This is a genomic window from Belliella filtrata (assembly GCF_022549775.1).
Classification (GTDB): Bacteria; Bacteroidota; Bacteroidia; order Cytophagales; family Cyclobacteriaceae; genus Belliella; species Belliella filtrata.
The window spans coordinates 1-18823 of the sequence record NZ_JAKZGP010000077.1 but is presented as its reverse complement, the minus strand read 5'-3'; the positions used below and the strand labels follow the sequence as shown (position 1 = coordinate 18823).

Here is an 18823-nt window from a genome sequence, read left to right as displayed (position 1 = left end):
CCGTCTATTTAATATAGCGGCCTTTTTTGTTAGTTTTACAATAGTAATATTTAGCTGAGGTAAAGATAAGCAAGGATGCCGTCCTTTGCCAATTCTTTACCTCTTTTCTTAACTTGACAAAGTAGGGCTAATTAGGGAGTTGAAATAAATGGGTGAAATTCTTCTGGCAAATATTCCCTCCCATAAGATTTGATGGATTTGATTTTAGCATGAGGGCCAATAATTTGAACCATCTTTTCCTCTAGGTCCATGGTAGCCTTTTCTACTCCCAAAAAAGATGGGTAAACTTTGAATAGCATCAATTGTGCTCCTTTCTGAACCAATTTCAATTCTTGCTCTTGACAAAAATTGATCAGATCAACCAAAAGCTCACCTCGGCCTTCATCCAATTCTATGACCTGATAGATTTCAGGGTAAAGTACCATCAAGTTGACTGGTTCTTTCGTTTTTTCTTGTGCCATCGAATGAAAACTAAGCATCGACAAAAATAATACAAGGATCTGTTTCATAATCAAAAGGTTTTATAACAGGACGTGAAATACATATGGGGATGTTTCAAAAGTATGATGCCCTAATTTTGCTCTTGAAGAAAAAAAATGATTGCAAATAGATCATTGAACAGTGAATAAGACAACAGCGAATCCAAAATATTTGGTTCGCAACTGGTAGCGCCGTCGCGTATCAAATAAAACATGTAAGTTTAATGAAACAATTCTTTGGAAGTTTATATTCAAACAGTTTTTAGTAAACAAAATGAAACATAACTATCAATTAATTTTAAATCTTAAAAAAACATATTTACTTTTGCTATGTATTTAGTTTTTATGAGGTCACATATAGTTTTATTGGTTATACTTTTGACGTTTTCTGCTTGCGATGATGTTGTTCCTACGGAAAATCTCAATCCTGAGCCCTACCCGGCAATAGAAAACCTATCGGAAGAGATCATATACGTAAGAGAATCAGACTTTGAAGTAAAAAGGGAATTTGCTTGGGATATACATACAGAAGCATCGCTCTCATACACTGAAGGATCCCTTTTTGGGCTGTATGGGAAAAACATACTTTCTCGAAGCAGAAGCAGATTCGGAAGCCAAATCTCTTATGCCTGTGCCAATAGTAAAATCAATGGTTTCGAAATGTGCAAACCAGACTACTATTGCAACTATGAAGAGTATTTTAAAACTGGCGCATGGGATTCATATGGAGAAGTCAAAACCCCTGGGTATTTTGAGTGGGAATTTGTTGACTTGCACCTAACAAAGAAATTTATTCTGAAGTTTGACGAGTTGCCAAAGCCGGCAAAAATCACAAGCTACGAATCCACTTTGAATCTGGATGGTATGAATAGGATCGAGTTTCAAAAAGAGAATCCAGCAGACTCTGTCTTTTTTCAATTGGTTAAAATCCAAAAAAGCAATTTTGAACTAGATAATTATACTGGAACATCTACAACTTCCTTTGCATTTTTGACCGATGGAAATTCTTTCGAATTTCATGGTGATGATTTATTCCCTTATGACAGGTCAGCAGTTCCAACAGAGCAGGATTCTGTTTTTATCAATGTTGTGACTGTAAAAAGAATAATCAAAGAGGTAAACAATACCCTCTTTGGTTTTACTTATTATGTGAATGACCTTAAGCCAATCCGACTAAATTAAGCCTCATTTTGAAAACCGAACACTAATCTGGGAATTTTTGAGACAATCCTCAATCCAAAAATCTCCATGAACTCATGAAATCCTTCGGTAAATCATTTTTCATTCTGGCTCTTAGAAGCTCAATGGGCATGTAATTCTGGGTGATGAAGTAGTCGTGAAATTCCTTTTCTGTCATTTTCCCGCCTTCCACCATCTCTTGTCGAAGTTGATAGACTTGAATCCCTCCGATCATATAGGCAAGCTGGTACAATGGTCCATAACTTCCCTCAAAAGACCTCCTAACCTCCGCTTCTGCATTGGCACGCTCATGTCCTACTTGATCTACCAAAAAATCTATACACTGCTGCGGTGTCCATTCGCCTAAATGATACTTTAGCGAAAACACAATTCTTGCGGCCCTATGCATACGCCAAAATAACATTCCTACTTTATCTTCAACATTTCTGGGGAAACCCTTGTCCCAGAGATTAAACTCCCAGTAAAGTGTCCATCCTTCCACCCAAAACGGAGTATTGAACATGCGTCTATGGGGAAAATGTCGCTGATTCATAAATTGTTGAAGGTGATGGCCTGGGATCAATTCATGATGAACTACGGCCCTGGAGAAATGAGGGTTGTTCCCTCTCATACTCATCATTTTGTCTTGATGAGACATTTCAGAAGTAGGGTAGGAAATGATGATCGTTTCTCCCCCCAAGAAAAATGGACTTACTTTTTGTCTTGCTGCCGACATCATTGTCGTGCGCCAGGTTTCTTTTGCCATATCTGGCACAGTAAGCAAATCATACTCCTCCACATATGAAATGGCTTCATCTACCATTTCCACTACCATCTGTGGCCATTCCCCAGCAGGAACATACTTATTCTTCACATGCTCTAGCGCCTTCCTCCAATCCCCCGCAAATCCAAGCTCTTCCGATGCCTTAATCATCTCATCTTGGCACCATGCATATTGTCGCTCTCCTTCTTTGATCAATTCCTCTGCTGAATACGGAATCATGTTAAATTGTAGCTCCTTCTCGATATTGATTTTCCCAATCGGTTTTCCAATAATACCAGACCCATCATCTTTTACTACGGTATTTTCAAAATGATTTTTTAAAAAGTCTTCGTACCCTTCAAGGCTCTTGATTAAACTTTCTATCGGCTTCTTTACCCACCAAGTAAATTCTGGATCATAATCGAAATAGAACAAATAAGCTTCATTAGTGCTTATCTTCAAAGTTTTTATAACGTTGGATGCCAGCTCAGCTTCTTGCCAAGAGTCATATGGCTTAGCTTGCTTCATTTCCGCCCATTTAGACCTTACTAATTTCTCCACCTCATCCATTGAAGCTGCAAGTGCTGAGGCATCTGGCTTGACAGCTTGCCTACGAGATTGATAAAACTTCTCCAATGGCTCTGCAAAAGATGCTACATTTTTTACAGCTCTATATGATTCATAATTCGATTGATGAAAATATTTTTCTTTCTCTAGGTAGTTTTTGAAAATCTGATAATCCAACTTCCCATCTATTGAAAAGCTATCATAAGGCATCTTATCCAGTGCTTTTAGCCAATCTGTATAAAGCTTTTCAAAACGCTGAAAATATTCTTCCGAAAGTGGATTATTGTATTTCCTATTTAAAGCACTGACATCTGCTTGGAAGCTACTTATTGCAGGATACATCTCAGTGGCCAGACTTACTTTTACAATGACTAAAAAAAGAATAATAAGGAAAATAAACTTTTTCATGCTGGAAACCATAAAGCTCTATAGATTGGTAATGAATTTAATAGAAAAGTGCAGAAGTTGATCAAAAAATTTGATAAACGGATACCCAATAGACTGCCCATACTATAAAACATCCTCCCAAATGAATTGAATTGGGGAAATTGAGAAGAATTCACTTTTTTTACATTGCTTTAAGACTTGAACAAAATGTAAACTCAAATATTCAATATGATTCAAATAAATAAAATATGGACAATAGCTCTGATGATCGTGCTTTGTCACTCAACTTTTGCGCAGCAGAAGAAAAAAGTAACACTCGAAGATGTTTTCAAATCAAACACATTTTCAGCAAAAGGAGTATATGGCATCAACTGGATGAAAGATGGACAGTACTATAGCTCATTAACTCGTACTGCAACTGGGCCTGTGGTAGTAAAAATCAATGTAGCCACAGGAAAGCAAGAAGAAACTCTAATAGACGGTGGAAAACTTGGTGTGGACTTTTCAAGCTATAGCTTTAATGCAGACGAGTCTAAGGCATTGCTTGCATCTGATATCGAAAGGATATACAGACGATCTAGCAAAGCAATCAATCACGTCGTAGACCTCAAATCAGGCGACGCACAACTCCTTGTCAATGGAGAAAAAATCATGTATGCCACACTTTCTCCAGACAATGATAAAGTAGCTTATGTTCAAGACAACAACTTATTCATTGTCAATATTTCTGATCAAAAAATCACTCAAGTGACCGAAGACGGAAAATGGAACCATATCATCAATGGTGCAGCAGATTGGGTTTATGAGGAAGAATTTTCCATGGCAAAAGCCTTCGAATGGTCTCCTGATGGGAGAAAAATCGCATTCATTCGATTTGATGAGTCTGAGGTGCCTGAATTCAATATGCAAACTTGGGGAAAACTTTATCCAGAAGACTACAAATTCAAGTATCCAAAGGCTGGAGAAAAAAATGCCGAAGTTAGTATTCATATCTACGATCTTGCTAGTAACAAAACTGTAAAAGTTGATAGTGGTGAAGAGACTGATATTTATTTACCTAGAATCTATTGGACTGCAAGCTCAAACACTCTGGCTTATATCAGACTCAATAGACTTCAAAATCAACTGGATTTCTTAGCTGCAAATGCTACTTCGGGTGAAAGCAAACTTATCCTCCAAGAAAAATCTGATACCTATGTAGACTTAGACTTTAATGATAACTATCATTTTCTCAAAGATGGCAAGGGCTTTATCCGTACATCTGAACAAGATGGCTACAAGCATATTTATCATCACGATATGTCAGGAAAATTGATCAAACAAATCACCTCTGGTGATTGGGAAGTAAGTAATCTTGTCGGTGTGGATGAAAAAGGGAAAAAGATATTCTTTACATCTACAGAAGCTTCACCTCTTGAAAGAAATCTGTATGTCATTAACCTAGATGGGAAAAATAAAAAGATACTCACTCCGGCATCAGGTACACATAGTATAAACATGAGTAAAGACTTCAAATACTATATTACCACACATACAGAAGCGAATCGACCTGCTAGGATCACTTTGAATAACACAGCGGGAAAAGAGCATCAAGTACTAGAAGACAACCAAGAATTGGTAGACAGGTTGAAGAATTTTGCTATTTCTAAAAAGGAGTACTTCACTTTCGAAACAGTAGATGGGACTTCTCTAAATGCGTACATGATCAAGCCAGCTGATTTCGATGAATCTAAAAAGTACCCAGTGCTAATGTATGTGTATGGAGGCCCAGGCTCTCAAAATGTCACTAACAGTTGGGGAGGTTTAAGAGACTTCTGGCACCATCATCTTGCAGCAGAAGGTTACATTATAGTCTGTGTAGACAATAGAGGTACAGGTGCTAGAGGAAGAGAGTTCAAGCATGCCACATATGCAAACTTAGGTGCAATAGAAACAGAAGATCAGATCGCTGGAGCAAAACATCTCGGCACCTTACCATTTGTAGATAAAGAAAGGATAGGAATATGGGGATGGTCTTATGGTGGCTACATGTCTTCACTAGCCCTGATGACAGGAAATGACGTTTTCAAATCTGCAATAGCTGTTGCACCTGTGACCACATGGAGATATTATGATTCTATCTATACCGAAAGATACCTACAAACTCCACAGCTGAATCCTTCAGGGTACGATGACAACAGCCCTATCACACATGTTAATAAACTGAAAGGCAATCTTTTGCTCATTCATGGTACAGGTGATGATAATGTACACTTTCAAAACGCTGTAGATCTTGTCGATGCTTTGATCAAAGCAGACAAACAGTTTGAATCATTTTATTACCCTAATAGAAACCACGGAATCTCAGGTGGAAATACAAGTTGGCACCTTTACAGCATGATGACAGATTTTATTAAGAGAAAACTTTAATCAGATTAGGTTTATTCATTTGTCCAAAAGAAAAATTTAATCGCTAAGACTCTTGTGCTTTGGTGTCTATTTAGGTCAAACTCACACTATGTTTGCTGGAGACACCAAAGCACAAATTTTTGATATTTTAGGTTTTATCCCTATATTAAATGGTCAATTAAAAGACCTGTATTTACAATTGTATTTCAGATTGTAGGAAAGAAGTGAAATTTGAAAGTTTTTTACTGAGTATTATCACAAATACATGTTGCATCATAAGTGCATATAAGTAACAACCCAAAACATAAAACCAATGAGAGAGAGACTAAACACTTCTATACAGTCTATAAGCCTTGTGCTAGTTATCGCAGGATTAGCTTGGGTAGTCTGGTCAGCGAGCACCACGATGCCACAAATGCTGAAATATCTACTGATTATCGTAGCGATCATCGAAGGTTTGAGTCTCTACTTAGTAGCCAAGGTTTATCCTGAGAGCCATACATCATTCAAAATGGGGATTATTGCCTCATTTTTGATTCTCATTGGCATCAAAACCATGCTTCCAGGTATGTTTGTACCCTTAACCATCACCGCTTTTGCGATTAACTTTTTGTATAATTTCTACACCAACAACAAACGTAGACAAGGAGCATTTAAAAGAAGAGCTGGCAAAAGGATGAAAATCAGATAATTTATTGTACTAAAAAGTGACAAATATATTCTCGGCACATTATTTGATTTTTTACTTAAAATCAAATAATTACACCTGTCACTATGAAGCGACTCATCACCTTGATCTTATTCCTTTCTCCTATGATGCTGTTTGGCCAAGCCAAATTGGAAATGCTCATGCAAGAAAGGCAAAGTTTGCACCAACAATGGCAGCAATCTGAAAGTAAAAAATCAGGCATCTTTGGCAATAGAACCAAAAAAGACATGATCGAAACTAATAATTGGATGGAAAGGATCATAAGAAAAGATAATCAAATCATGGATGAGCTGAAAATGCTCAGTGAGATTCAAAAAACAGAAATCACTTACGAAAAAAACGATTATAAGTACATTGCTTCTAAGCAAGAACGTGAAATTGCATCATTGAAAAGAGCACTTGAAGACAAAGATTCAAATATCCAAACGGGGAAATCTGGAAAAAGAACCTACGAATGGACTACTTTTATTTTTTTCCTGAGCACCATTACCCTCGGGATTTTGTACTGGAAACAAGTGCTTAGTAAAAAGACTTTTCCACATTGGTTTTCAAGAAAGTAAAAAAAGTGTTAGGTGATTGGTTTGTGGAGACACAAGCCAAGACAACAATCAAATACCTAAAACCCGCAGACTTTTCAGGTTCTATTGACTACCAATAAATTATTAGAAATAATCGAGTGAAACCTGGAAGATCTATTGGCTCTATTATTCAATCAATTACAACATTCTCTTGCGGATTTTAGGAAATAATAAAAAAATCCCTCTTAAGGTCATTTCTGATTAAAGAGGGATTTTAATATTTTATGATTCAGGCTTTAGTTTAAATATGCCGAAAGAAAATAAAGAAACTTAATCCTTAAGTTTGGCAATTGCTGTACGGCCACCTTTGGTCTTTTGATCAATATCGACAAGAATCTCTGAATCTAGTGGTAAAAATACATCAACCCTTGAGCCAAACTTGATAAATCCAAATTCGCCACATTGCTGTAATGGACTACCGGCATCTACATACCATTTGATCCTTCTTGCTAATGCACCAGCAATTTGCCTTACCAAAAGCTCTGTGCCATTTTTTCCTTGGATTACCATAGTGGTTCTTTCATTCTCAGTGCTTGATTTGGGATGCCACGCTACAAGGTATTTTCCTGGATGATACTTAAAAAACTTAACTATTCCAGCTATCGGGGACCTATTGACGTGTACATTGATCGGGGACATAAAAATAGAAACTTGCTTCTTACTTGCTTTAAAATACTCATCCTCCACGACCTCTTCGATCACCACCACTTTACCATCAGCTGGAGCATATACTATTCCCTCTTCGTTTTTAATAGGCACAAATGGATTTCTGAAGAATTGCAATACGATCAAATAAAATACAACACTTGCCAAAAGCACAACATTTAGCAACACCTCTTGAGAGGGCAAGTAATAATATAATCCATAATTTAAAGCTGCTAATATTATCAGCATCCAAAACAAAAGAGATCGTCCTTCTTTATGTATAGTCATGGTGTTTTCTTAATTTCAAGGCTTAAAGAAAAAGGTGTGAAAGCAATACTTCCACACCTCAAATATAATTAAACTTTCGATTTTTTTATTTTAGAAGCCGCCCCTGAAGGTATAAGTTTTAGCGACTTTATCAATGGCTACGATATAAGCGGCTATTCTCATAGGCACATCATACTTTACAGATGCTTCATAGACGTTGTCAAAAGCATCTTTCATGATCCTATCAGATCTTCTATTGACGCGTTCTGCTGTCCATTTATAACCGAGTCTGTTTTGCACCCATTCGAAATAGGATACTGTCACACCACCTGCATTTGCTAAAATGTCAGGCACTGCCATGATACCTTTTTCATTGATTATCGCATCAGCTTTAGCGGAAGTAGGTCCATTAGCACCTTCTACGATCAGCTTTGCTTTTATCTTGTCAGCATTGGATGTCGTGATCACATCCTCTACAGCTGCTGGTACCAGCACATCTACATCAAGAAGCAGCAACTCCATCGGATCAGTCAATTTCTCTGCACCTTTGAATCCTTCAAGGGTTCCATTATTGCTATCCCTATAAGCAATTGCCTCTTGGATATTGATACCGTTCTCGTTGTGATAAGCGCCCGAAATGTCAGATACTGAAACTATCTTCAGCCCTCTTTCTTCTAAAAGTAAAGCTGCCCAAGATCCTACATTTCCAAAACCTTGCACGGCACAAGTAGCTTGAAAAGGATTGATTTTTAGTTTTTGCATCGCTGCCAAAGCTGAGACCATCACCCCTCTACCAGTAGCCTCTGTTCTTCCTAGAGAGCCTCCTAACACCAGTGGTTTACCTGTAACTACTGCATTCACTGTCATACCATGTGCTTTGGAATACTCATCCATCAGCCATGCCATTTCTCTAGGCCCTGTACCCATATCTGGTGCAGGGATATCCTTGTCTGGACCGAATACATCAATCATTGCAAGGGTATAAGCCCGCATTAATCTTTCGATTTCACCTTTTGACATCTCCCTAGGATTACACCTCACACCACCTTTTCCACCACCATACGGGATATCTACTACAGCACATTTCCAAGTCATCCATGCCGCCAAAGCTCTCACTTCGTCAAGGTGGACATCTGGAGCAAATCTAATCCCACCTTTTGCGGGACCAAGGATATTTGAGTGGATCACTCTGATACCTTCAAACACTTTGATTTTTCCATTGTCCATCGTTATCGGTAGCGATACGATTACTTGCTTGGCTGGATTCTTCAAAACATTGTAAACTTCGTCAGAAAGTCCAAGTTTTTCAGCTGCGAGGTTAAACCTCTCCATCATTGACTCCAACGGATTCTCTGCATCCTTGATCGGAGCCGGTTCAATGTAAGCCATATTTGGGTTGTTTTTAGTTTAGCTTTTTGAATTACAACACAATATTAACGAGTATTTTCAATAAGATATAGGCATTTTTAAAAGATTTTCAAAAATGCTGCAATAAAAGGGGCAGATAATAACAATCCGTCAAATCTATCCATAAATCCGCCATGTCCTGGCAGCATCCTACTTGAATCTTTAATTTCTATACTTCGTTTGAATAGCGATTCGATAAGATCTCCATACGTGCCCGCTATGATAATAATAGTCGATATACAAAACCACTCCCAGACAGCAAGTGACACAAAATATAGTCCAAGAAAATAAGCCACAGCAAAAGCTGCCACAGCACCCCCTAAAAATCCTTCCCAAGATTTTTTAGGCGAAACTCTTTCAAACAGCTTCGTCTTACCAAATTTAGTTCCTGCAAAATAGGCTCCTGAGTCTGAAGCCCATAAGATAAACAATGACCCTACAATCACCTCATAATGAAATGTTCCATCCACGGAAAAAGCCGCTAAGTTTAGTAAGGCAAAAGGCACCGCTACATAAAATATCCCCAAGAAAGTGAAAGCAACACCAGTAAAGGGCTTTTTGTCCGACTTCCTATAAAGCTTGATAAAAAATACTAAGGAAGATAAGGGGAAAATCAAGAAATAATAACGGTCTTGCAAATGCTGCATCTCAATCAGAAATGAAAGAGAGAATATCAAAACCCCTAGAAAAGTACCAAACGTCTTCAAAGGCAACATACCATCTAAACCAGAAAGTCTATAAAATTCCATTTGAGAAAAGACCAGTATGACACCAAATATGACAAAATATAGCCACTCACTGTATACTGAGCCAAAAACTATCAATGTCGCCCCAATCAATGCAGTAATGATGCGTTGAGCTAGGTTACTATAATTGTTAATATTAAATCTTGATCTTAGCTTAAAAGGTGATCTCATTCTGGATAATTTTGGAAGCTTCATGAAAATCTTGCTCAGGCACCATTACTTCTGAATGGCCATGGATTTTGTAAGCAGACTCTGTTTTATTAAGGATGTAAGCAGGAATGCCATGAGACTCCAATACTCCTTTTACAATCTCGGCTCGTACTGGGGAACCATCTTCATATACTTTATTCCAGTTTTTCATGAGTTAAATTGGGTTTGCTTTTCTCCGAAAATAATTTCAAACATATCACTAAAAGAACCAAGCCTCCAAGTGCAACAGGCCATGATGCCTCATCTACTTCATCTATGTTGAAGTCGATTTTGCCCAACTTGCCTAAATATACCAACACTACAGTAAACGTATTGTTGAATATATGCGCTAAAATTGGATAAATCAAACTTCCAGAATAACAGTAAAGATAACCAAATATTGCTCCTAAAAGCATCCTAGGTAAAAAACCATAAAATTGCATATGGATAGCAGAGAAAATAAAAGCTGTCAACCAGACCCCCAAGTGCATGTTCCCTGTGTAGCTATGAAGCTTGGGCTGTAAAAGTCCCCTAAAGAAAAGTTCCTCTCCCAAGCCTGCCATGATCCCGATCACCAGCACCCCCATCAAAAGCTCTTGAACAGAATCAAAATCTGTAAGATACTTGGTCAATCGCATCAATTCTTCTTCTTTTTGTTGTAGCATTTGCTCAAATTCTGCCAAAAACGAGGGGAATTGAAAGTTTCCGTTGAGATCAATCAAAAGTGTATTAAACAGCATCCCCCCAAAGATTACAAATATCATGATAAGAAATGGGATGAACTTAAAGTTAGCAAAATGTTGTTTGAATCCCATGTCCGCTTTGTCTACTAGCTTCGCTATCACAAGCGTAGCTACTATAAAGGCAAAGCCTGCACCAAGACCTTGAATAATTAAAAGTGCCATACGCCCATTTGGGTTTGTACTTTGACCAGTTGCAACTTGCAGAACATCTTCAAGAGACAGCTCGAACAAAGGCACTACCAGAAATAAAGAAAGTCCTTGAAACAGAAAAAGGACGCCAATTGTAACCAACAAAGTAACGACCATGGACAATAACCAGTTACTTTTCTTAGCAATTGTAGATTGTGTTTTATAAATCTCCATAATTGCGGTAAATTTACACCATTAAATAGAATTGAGAAGTGGTAAAGATAGGAAACTTAGAATTAGGGGAATTTCCCTTGCTTTTGGCACCCATGGAAGATGTCAGTGATCCGCCATTCAGAGCAGTATGTAAAGAAAATGGTGCGGATTTGATGTACACAGAATTTATTAGCTCTGAAGGACTTATAAGAGACGCTGCCAAAAGTGTACAAAAATTGGATATTTATGATTATGAAAAACCCATAGGAATCCAAATATTCGGTAATGAGATAGATTCTATGAGAGAAGCTGCGGCAATTGCAGCAGCAGCCAAGCCTGATATTCTTGATATCAATTACGGCTGTCCTGTCAATAAGGTCACCTGTAAAGGAGCAGGTGCAGGAATTCTTTTGGATATAGACAAAATGGTCTCCATGACCGCTGAAATAGTTAAAGCTGTAAATATCCCAGTAACTGTAAAGACAAGACTAGGCTGGTCTCAAGACACCATCAGAATAGTCGAAGTTGCTGAAAGACTACAAGACGTAGGTATTCAAGCCATTAGTATTCATGCCCGAACACGCCAACAGATGTACAAAGGGGAAGCTGACTGGTCTTACCTTAACCAAGTCAAAGCAAACCCAAGGTTACACATACCAGTTTTTGGCAATGGAGATATCGACTCTCCCCAGAAGGCAAAAGAATACAGAGAAAAGTATAATGTTGACGGCATGATGATAGGACGTGCAGCGATTGGCTACCCATGGGTATTCAATGAAATCAAGCACTACTTCACCACTGGGGAAATGCTCGAAGCACCAAGCTTACAAGAAAGAATCAATGTAACAAAAAAGCATCTAGACTTCTCCGTACAGTGGAAAGGTGAAAAACAGGGAATCTTAGAGATGAGAAGGCACTACACAAATTACTTTAGAGGCATGCCAAATTTCAAACCATTCAGAACAGAGATGGTAACAGCAGAAAGCTATGATCATGTGATCAAGCTTCTGGATCAAGTAGCAGAAGTATATGCTGATTATGAGTTTTGAATTGTATCATAATCAGTTACTTCTTTTTGTACCATTTGAAATTCCTATCAAAGCACCTTAATGTCTCGAGATATCCAATCCGAAAACCTCCTCAAGGCATGGGGTTTTCTAATACTTCTAGCCTTAATCTGGGGAAGTTCCTTTATTTTGATCAAAAGAGGTCTAGAAGTCTTTTCACCAGGAGAAGTTGGGGCCTTTAGAATCGTCACAGCAGGTTTGGTTTTGTTACCTCTATCCCTACCTAGACTAAAGTCTTTGAACAAAAGACAAATCATCAACTTGATCATCGTAGGTTTAGTAGGTAGTTTTATTCCTGCTTTTCTCTTTGCCAAAGCTCAAACACAATTGAGTAGTTCACTTACTGGAGTATTCAATGCGATGACTCCACTGTTTGTTGTTATCATAGGTGCAATCTTCTTTGGTGCACGTATTACCAAAAGAAATACAATTGGCTTGTTCATTGCGCTGATCGGTGTGATTGTATTACTGACAGTCAAAGAAGGGGCTGGACTCGGAGCATTTTCAGGCATCAATGCTTATGCATTCTATGTACTATTAGCCTGCGTCTGTTATGGAATAAACCTTAATATCATAAAGTACAGGTTTGTAGAACTCAAACCAGTAGCTATCACAGCGATTTCATTGCTCATGGTACTTCCCGCTGCTTTGATTTTCTTGTTTGCAGCCACATCATTCTCATTCAAGATTGTGCATGTAGAAGGAGCTCTGGTGGCTGCGGGATATGTAACACTACTTGGTGTCCTTGGCACAGCTATAGCATTGATCCTTTTCAATATTATGGTCAAAGTGGCTACACCCGTGTTTGCAAGTTCTGTCACTTATCTGATACCAGTAGTAGCGATCATGTGGGGATTATTAGATGGAGAGGTTTTACTACTAGGCCACTATTTGGGGATCGCTGCAGTCATATTGGGGGTTTGGGTCGGAAATAGACGATAACTCAGACCCTATCTAGAATTTTGAACAGCTCTAATTTCTTTTTTAGATAGTTCTAAGTTAACCCAGTTTTCAGGATGAACGGAAAGCATTTTGAAGCCGTTCTCAGGTCTAATAGTTGATTTTTCACTATGGACAACCGCAAAACTTTCAGCCTTTTGCTCAAGTTCAACATCACTTGCAACTATAACTTTTCTGAGCATTCTCACCTGTGGACCACCTTCAAACTCTTCATTTACAGATGAAGCTATCTTCATTCCTGGATACACTGTATCACCTACTTTTACCAATGCAGATCCACTTTTGAAAATCTCCAAATGAGTAATTGTTCCATCGACATGATAGATTTCGAGAAAATTATTTGACTCATCTTCTCCATCAACAATGGTGGAAATAACCCCTTTCCTTGGCGCTCTTATAGGGAGTGGCTTTGAGAAATAAAAAGTTATTCCAATACCCTTGATATTTTCGTGATCTACTTCGAAATCTGATAATTTATTAACTTTCTCTACTGAAACATATTCACCAGCGTCTATTGGAATCAAATAAGGAACATCAAAACCAGAATCAGAATGTACTCTTCCCTTCAAAATTTTTGCTACATACTCAATTTTTGTGGGGTGGTTAGGGTTTGAGGCTTTTACTACCATCAAGTTTGTTTTTCCAGGCGCAACTTCAAAATGTGAGGGTTTTGTGGATGAAGTATCCAAGTTTTCTACCTCCAAAAACTCTAGACCAATTGAATAAGTGACAATATCAGAATTCTCGGATACTATAGTGGCATCCCCATTTTTATCATATACTGTATAGACTTTTACTTCCTGTTCTGCGTAAGTGTGGGTGACTATGAGCGAAAAAACGGCTAAAATGAGTGATTTGATCATGTAATCTAATTTTAAACTAAACTTAATAATAATTTAAAATAGAATTACGATATAAATGAAAAAATAGTTTAAATTAAACTAATTAGTCTTCAGACTTTAGTCTTTTTCTCCAAGCGAAAGCGAGCATAGGTAATTGTTGATAGCTTAAAACCCCTGCTTTTACACCTTGGGTTTTTAGAAAAAGGTCATTTGACTTTCTGCTCAATTCCAAGTTGATTGGTTTATACTTATCTGCATTTCTATTGATTGATGTCAGGTCATTTCTAATTCCTACAGGTATTGTTCTATAAAAATGGGTATAAAGAGGTTTCGAAATTCTATACAAATCATTCATTTGATACCTTAACAATCTTAGCTGAGCAGAATACTGAAGCAATGGATCGTCACTGTTTGACCCAATTACCCAAGCGATAAAGTTCGCTTCACCTTCATCAGTCACACCGTAACTATGTGCCATTTCATGAGCAATAGTAAAAGGCTTTTCTAAAGGATGTAAAGTAGGATCGATATAACTTTCTCCAGTAAAAGGAAAGTAGATTCCCAAAATCCCCATTTTTCTCATGAATCCAGCTGGGTGAAATTCCTTGGTCCTTGGCTCACCCGTAAAATTCAATCCCAATAAATAGAGATGTTCACGCATATTTGCCCTTACCATACGCTCAAGATCTGGATATGGCATGATAGAATCTATTGCAGTAGTGTCCTCAGTCACCAAATCTCTAAGCTGATGAACGAGGTTTCGGGTAAGTTCAATTTCTGGAATCAGCTCTTCCTCTGTAAGTGCCTTGGGCTTCATGCCGATTTGCTCAAACACCGGAATTCTATTGTAGTTGTATCCCCAAAGAACCAAAAAGAAAAAAACTATCGCACCAAGAAAATTAAAAAAAGACCTAATACTATAGCCTAATTTTTCTTTCCAACCTATTTTTTTAATTAGAAAATAAATAAACATTCCTATGAAAAGGAATACTGAGGCTATAAAAATGTAAACAGTGGGGAATGAAAATGAAGAGATAGTCATATCGATGATATTCCTAATTCCTGGAAAAAACTTTCTGGAATAAATCTCTTCTGTTTTGTCTGGGTGCTTAATGGCAAAATGCCTGATCACTAAACTGATCAGGCCCAATATTGCCCATGCCCAATTCCCCTTCAACATAAGAATAGTTATACCCCTTGTGCTTGAACTTCTTTAACTTCTGGTAGCATTCTTGTAAGTAGATTTTGAATACCAGCTTTTAAAGTAACGGTGCTTGAAGGGCATCCAGAACAACTTCCTTGAAGCAATACCTTCACGATTCCATCTTGGAAGCTATGAAAAACAATTGCCCCACCATCTTGCTCTACAGCTGGTCTAATATATTCATCCAAGATACCTTTGATTTTTTTGACAACTTCAGAATCATTCTCATCAAACAAAGGGTCTTCTTCAAATGAGGCTTTCACAGGAGCTTTTCCTTCTTCGAGGTATTTTTTTATTTGATCTCTTACGATATCCTGAATCTCAACCCACTCTACATCATCTTTTTTGGTCACAGTAACAAAATTTGAAGCAATAAAAACACGTTCTACAGCCTCAAAATTAAACAGTTCCTGTGCCAGTGGTGAATTTTCTGCACTTTGCAAATCTGGGTAATCGAAGCTAATCCCATCATCAACTAACATGAAGTTGACCACAAACTTCAATGAGTTTGGATTAGGATTAGCTTCCATATAAATATTGGTGGGTCTTTTTTGTGCTTGTAACATAATCAATATAATCTAATCTGTGTGATAAGATAACAGCAATATGGCTGTTAAGTTCCCCATAAGGTACTATTCATTTTTCCATTTTGGCTTGATAACTTGAAACAAATAGCTCAAAGTAAATTCAAGGTTGGTAGAAGTCATATCAAAAATCCGATCTTGAGCCTCGAGCCTATTGAAGTCGTAGGAAAACCTAACTTCTCCAGCAAGTGTACTTTTTCCAAACAGATTTGATAAGCCTGCACCTGCAGATAGGCCGTATAGGAATTTGTTGGGCTGGTCAGCTTCACCACCATAAGTAGGAATAAGTCCAGGAACCTCATACTCTCTAAGGTCATCGGTAGCATTCATCAAATACCCTACATGTGTTCCAATTTTGATATGAAACCTTCCGCGGTTACCAAAGTAAAAATTCGACATCAACGGCACCTTGATATAGTTTAATCGTGACTGGTTGGTCCTATCCAATGTGTCTCGCTGCGTATATCCCAGTTGGAGGTATTGAATTTCGAGTTGAGCACCTGCATTTTTTGCTAAAAACTGCTCAATCACAAAACTATAGGTGGGAGATGTAACCCCCAAAACCCTCTCTGTCCTCGATCCTGGAGATGCACGATAGCTTACATTGGATACTGTATATCCACCTCTGACTCCTACGCTGGTTTGAGCTACTAGTTCTTCGGCCATGAATAGAAGCAATAGCACTCCCAAAAAAGAAATTAATTTTGGCATTGTAAGGCTATTTCTTCTTTCCTTTTTTTATTTCCGATATATCCTCTCTATCCTTAAGCTTTTTGTCTTCGACATTATTATTGAGGAACTCATTAAGTTTATCAATTGGAAATGAGCTGGAAATTTCTCCAAAAGAATCTATATCCATCCTAAAACCATCTAAGTCTTTGTGGACTTTGGGTTTTTCTTCCTTTTTGGGTTTCTTAGCCATAACTTAAATAGGGTGAAAGGGGAATAACTCCCCCATGTGAATTATGATTGGATTTGCAAAGTATCAAGTGCGTAAGATATTCGGCTGATCAACTCCTCTTTACCTATAATCTCAAAGACAGCCATCAAGTCTGGTCCAGCACCTACTCCTGTAACAGCTAACCTCACGGCTTGCATTACTTTACCAAATTTGATATCATGAACTGCCGCTGACTCTTCTAACAAAGCCTTTGCTGACTCAGCCGTAATAGATTCATTCAAATTTGCTAACTTTTCTTTGTAAGTGCTCAAAACAGTGATTGCTTCTTGATTCCACTTCTTGGAAGCTACTGCCTCGTCAAATTTCTGAGGTGCAATCAGCATAAACTTCCCTTCTTTCCAAAGATCTGCAGGGAATGTAGCCCTCTCTTTCATGATAGCAACTATTTTTGCTGCCTTGTCTTCACTTACACTTAACCCGTCTTTCTCTACATCCGCTATTAGATAACGGGAAAGTTCTTGATCTGTTTTAGATCTAAGGTATTGTTCATTGAACCATTTCGCCTTGTTGATGTCGAATTTGGTTCCTGACTTTCCAATTCTTTCTACAGAAAAGGCATCGACCAATTCATCTAGGGTAAATAACTCCCTATGATCACCTGGGTTCCAACCTAGAAAAGCCAAAAAGTTCAAAAATGCATCTGGCAAATAACCAGCCTCCTTGAATCCTATGGCCTTATCACCTGAATTCGGGTCTGCCCAATCCATCGGGAACACAGGGAATCCATGCTTATCTGCATCTCTTTTAGAAAGCTTACCGTTTCCGTCAGGCTTTAGTAAAAGTGGTAAATGAGCGAACTGCGGCATGCTATCTTCCCAGCCAAAATACCTATACAATAACACATGTAATGGCGCTGAAGGCAACCATTCCTCACCTCTAATCACATGTGTAATGCCCATCAAATGATCATCTACGATGTTTGCCAAATGGTAGGTAGGCATTCCATCAGACTTCATCAAAACCTTATCATCTAGGGTATTGGAATGCACCATTACCCAGCCTCGAATCATATCGTTGAGTCTTACTTCTTCTTTTCTTGGGATTTTGATTCTGATCACGTACGGATCACCTGAAGCCAACCTTGCCTTCACCTCATCCTCTGGCAAAGTCAAGGAGTTTTTCATCTGTGTTCTCGTGATGGTATTGTATTGAGGAGACACCACCCTGGCTGCTGTCAGTCTTTCTCTCATCGCATCAAGCTCTTCTGAGGTATCGAATGCGTAATATGCGTGACCTTTCTCAACAAGATCTAGTGCATACTGCATATACATTGGTTTTCTTTCAGACTGTCTATATGGACCGCAGTTACCTGGGGACCATGGACTTTCATCTGGAGAAATGTTCAACCACTCCAAGGCATCCTTGATATATGCTTCTGCACCAGAGACAAACCTTGTCTGATCAGTATCTTCAATTCTAAGTAAAAATTTTCCTCCCATTTTGCGGGCAAAAAGAAAATTATACAGGGCGGTCCTTACCCCTCCAATATGCAAAGCCCCTGTAGGAGAAGGAGCAAAACGTACGCGTACTTCTTTATTCATGATGATGATTTATATTTTTAATCAACCTAATTAAGGATGACTTGGATATTAATTTTCAAAAATTAAAGATACAAAGGTAATAAAATCATGCAGTGTATCTAAATATAATTGAAGGCAAGAATTTAACATTTCTTCCATTAAATTTTTGGGGATAGTTCATTAAACTGTGTCTAAGGTTAAATCTTTCTTTCAGCCTACTGTCTTAGTTGCCTTAAGGCAACTAAGACAGTAGGCTGAAAATTTAGTTTTTTTGCGGTACCCTCTCTGGGTATAGT

19 protein-coding genes are annotated in these 18823 nt (G+C 38.1%); 6 read left to right on the top strand and 13 right to left on the bottom strand.

What is annotated here, in order from left to right; translation table 11 throughout:
- Positions 1 to 131: 131 nt before the first annotated feature.
- Positions 132 to 509 (bottom strand): hypothetical protein, encoded by a 378-nt coding sequence (locus MM239_RS18860; RefSeq protein ID WP_241349865.1) that lies wholly within the window; start codon positions 507 to 509, stop codon positions 132 to 134.
- Between the two features lie 315 nt (positions 510 to 824).
- On the opposite strand from MM239_RS18860, the gene MM239_RS18855 reads away from it, so the two are divergent.
- The gene (locus MM239_RS18855) at positions 825 to 1661 is read left to right on the top strand and encodes a hypothetical protein (protein ID WP_241349863.1); all 837 of its coding nucleotides are present in this window, start codon (positions 825 to 827) and stop codon (positions 1659 to 1661) included.
- A 49-nt stretch (positions 1662 to 1710) separates the two neighbouring features.
- On the opposite strand, the gene MM239_RS18850 is transcribed toward MM239_RS18855, so the two are convergent.
- Positions 1711 to 3396 carry a DUF885 family protein gene (locus MM239_RS18850; RefSeq protein WP_241349862.1) on the bottom strand — a complete coding sequence of 562 codons (1686 nt, stop codon included), beginning with the start codon at positions 3394 to 3396 and terminating at the stop codon, positions 1711 to 1713.
- Positions 3397 to 3603: 207 nt separating this feature from the next.
- On the opposite strand from MM239_RS18850, the gene MM239_RS18845 reads away from it, so the two are divergent.
- The 3 genes from MM239_RS18845 (at position 3604) to MM239_RS18835 (ending at position 7032) form a co-directional block, all read left to right on the top strand.
- Complete coding sequence (locus MM239_RS18845; protein ID WP_241349861.1) at positions 3604 to 5784, top strand: S9 family peptidase; 2181 nt, start codon at positions 3604 to 3606, stop codon at positions 5782 to 5784.
- Between the two features lie 292 nt (positions 5785 to 6076).
- Positions 6077 to 6454 (top strand): hypothetical protein, encoded by a 378-nt coding sequence (locus MM239_RS18840; protein ID WP_241349860.1) that lies wholly within the window; start codon positions 6077 to 6079, stop codon positions 6452 to 6454.
- A gap of 83 nt (positions 6455 to 6537) precedes the next feature.
- Positions 6538 to 7032 (top strand): Clp protease ClpB, encoded by a 495-nt coding sequence (locus MM239_RS18835; protein ID WP_241349858.1) that lies wholly within the window; start codon positions 6538 to 6540, stop codon positions 7030 to 7032.
- 288 nt (positions 7033 to 7320) lie between these two features.
- On the opposite strand, the gene MM239_RS18830 is transcribed toward MM239_RS18835, so the two are convergent.
- The 5 genes from MM239_RS18830 to MM239_RS18810 all read right to left on the bottom strand — a co-directional run bounded on the left by MM239_RS18830 (position 7321) and on the right by MM239_RS18810 (position 11410).
- On the bottom strand, positions 7321 to 7983 hold the full coding sequence (locus MM239_RS18830) for a phosphatidylserine decarboxylase family protein (RefSeq protein WP_241349857.1): 663 nt from the start codon (positions 7981 to 7983) through the stop codon (positions 7321 to 7323).
- A gap of 90 nt (positions 7984 to 8073) precedes the next feature.
- Positions 8074 to 9351 (bottom strand): Glu/Leu/Phe/Val family dehydrogenase, encoded by a 1278-nt coding sequence (locus MM239_RS18825; protein ID WP_241349856.1) that lies wholly within the window; start codon positions 9349 to 9351, stop codon positions 8074 to 8076.
- Between the two features lie 77 nt (positions 9352 to 9428).
- Positions 9429 to 10286, bottom strand: coding sequence for a phosphatidate cytidylyltransferase (locus MM239_RS18820; RefSeq protein ID WP_241349855.1), 858 nt, complete (start codon positions 10284 to 10286; stop codon positions 9429 to 9431).
- Positions 10270 to 10476 (bottom strand): putative signal transducing protein, encoded by a 207-nt coding sequence (locus MM239_RS18815; RefSeq protein ID WP_241349854.1) that lies wholly within the window; start codon positions 10474 to 10476, stop codon positions 10270 to 10272. The genes MM239_RS18820 and MM239_RS18815 overlap by 17 nt, the downstream gene beginning before the upstream one ends.
- Positions 10460 to 11410, bottom strand: a complete 951-nt coding sequence (locus MM239_RS18810; RefSeq protein WP_241349853.1) for a CPBP family intramembrane glutamic endopeptidase — start codon at positions 11408 to 11410, stop codon at positions 10460 to 10462. Before MM239_RS18810 ends, MM239_RS18815 begins: the two co-directional genes overlap by 17 nt.
- Positions 11411 to 11448: 38 nt before the next feature.
- Here MM239_RS18810 and dusB point away from each other — a divergent pair, with 38 nt between their 5' ends.
- Both dusB and MM239_RS18800 read left to right on the top strand, forming a co-directional pair.
- Complete coding sequence (gene dusB / locus MM239_RS18805; protein ID WP_241349852.1) at positions 11449 to 12438, top strand: tRNA dihydrouridine synthase DusB; 990 nt, start codon at positions 11449 to 11451, stop codon at positions 12436 to 12438.
- A gap of 60 nt (positions 12439 to 12498) precedes the next feature.
- Complete coding sequence (locus tag MM239_RS18800; protein ID WP_241349851.1) at positions 12499 to 13398, top strand: DMT family transporter; 900 nt, start codon at positions 12499 to 12501, stop codon at positions 13396 to 13398.
- An 8-nt stretch (positions 13399 to 13406) separates the two neighbouring features.
- Here MM239_RS18800 and MM239_RS18795 read toward each other — a convergent pair whose 3' ends face one another.
- The 6 genes from MM239_RS18795 to gltX form a co-directional block, all read right to left on the bottom strand.
- Positions 13407 to 14279 (bottom strand): M23 family metallopeptidase, encoded by an 873-nt coding sequence (locus tag MM239_RS18795; protein WP_241349849.1) that lies wholly within the window; start codon positions 14277 to 14279, stop codon positions 13407 to 13409.
- An 82-nt stretch (positions 14280 to 14361) separates the two neighbouring features.
- Complete coding sequence (locus MM239_RS18790; RefSeq protein ID WP_241349848.1) at positions 14362 to 15438, bottom strand: DUF3810 domain-containing protein; 1077 nt, start codon at positions 15436 to 15438, stop codon at positions 14362 to 14364.
- 8 nt (positions 15439 to 15446) lie between these two features.
- The gene (locus tag MM239_RS18785) at positions 15447 to 16028 is read right to left on the bottom strand and encodes a NifU family protein (RefSeq protein WP_241349847.1); all 582 of its coding nucleotides are present in this window, start codon (positions 16026 to 16028) and stop codon (positions 15447 to 15449) included.
- Between the two features lie 66 nt (positions 16029 to 16094).
- A complete protein-coding gene (locus MM239_RS18780) occupies positions 16095 to 16757 on the bottom strand; it encodes a porin family protein (RefSeq protein ID WP_241349846.1) in 663 nt (220 codons plus the stop codon).
- Positions 16758 to 16764: 7 nt separating this feature from the next.
- Positions 16765 to 16968, bottom strand: coding sequence for a hypothetical protein (locus MM239_RS18775; RefSeq protein WP_241349844.1), 204 nt, complete (start codon positions 16966 to 16968; stop codon positions 16765 to 16767).
- Positions 16969 to 17009: 41 nt separating this feature from the next.
- Positions 17010 to 18548, bottom strand: a complete 1539-nt coding sequence (gene gltX / locus MM239_RS18770) for a glutamate--tRNA ligase (RefSeq protein WP_241349842.1) — start codon at positions 18546 to 18548, stop codon at positions 17010 to 17012.
- Positions 18549 to 18823 lie beyond the last annotated feature (275 nt).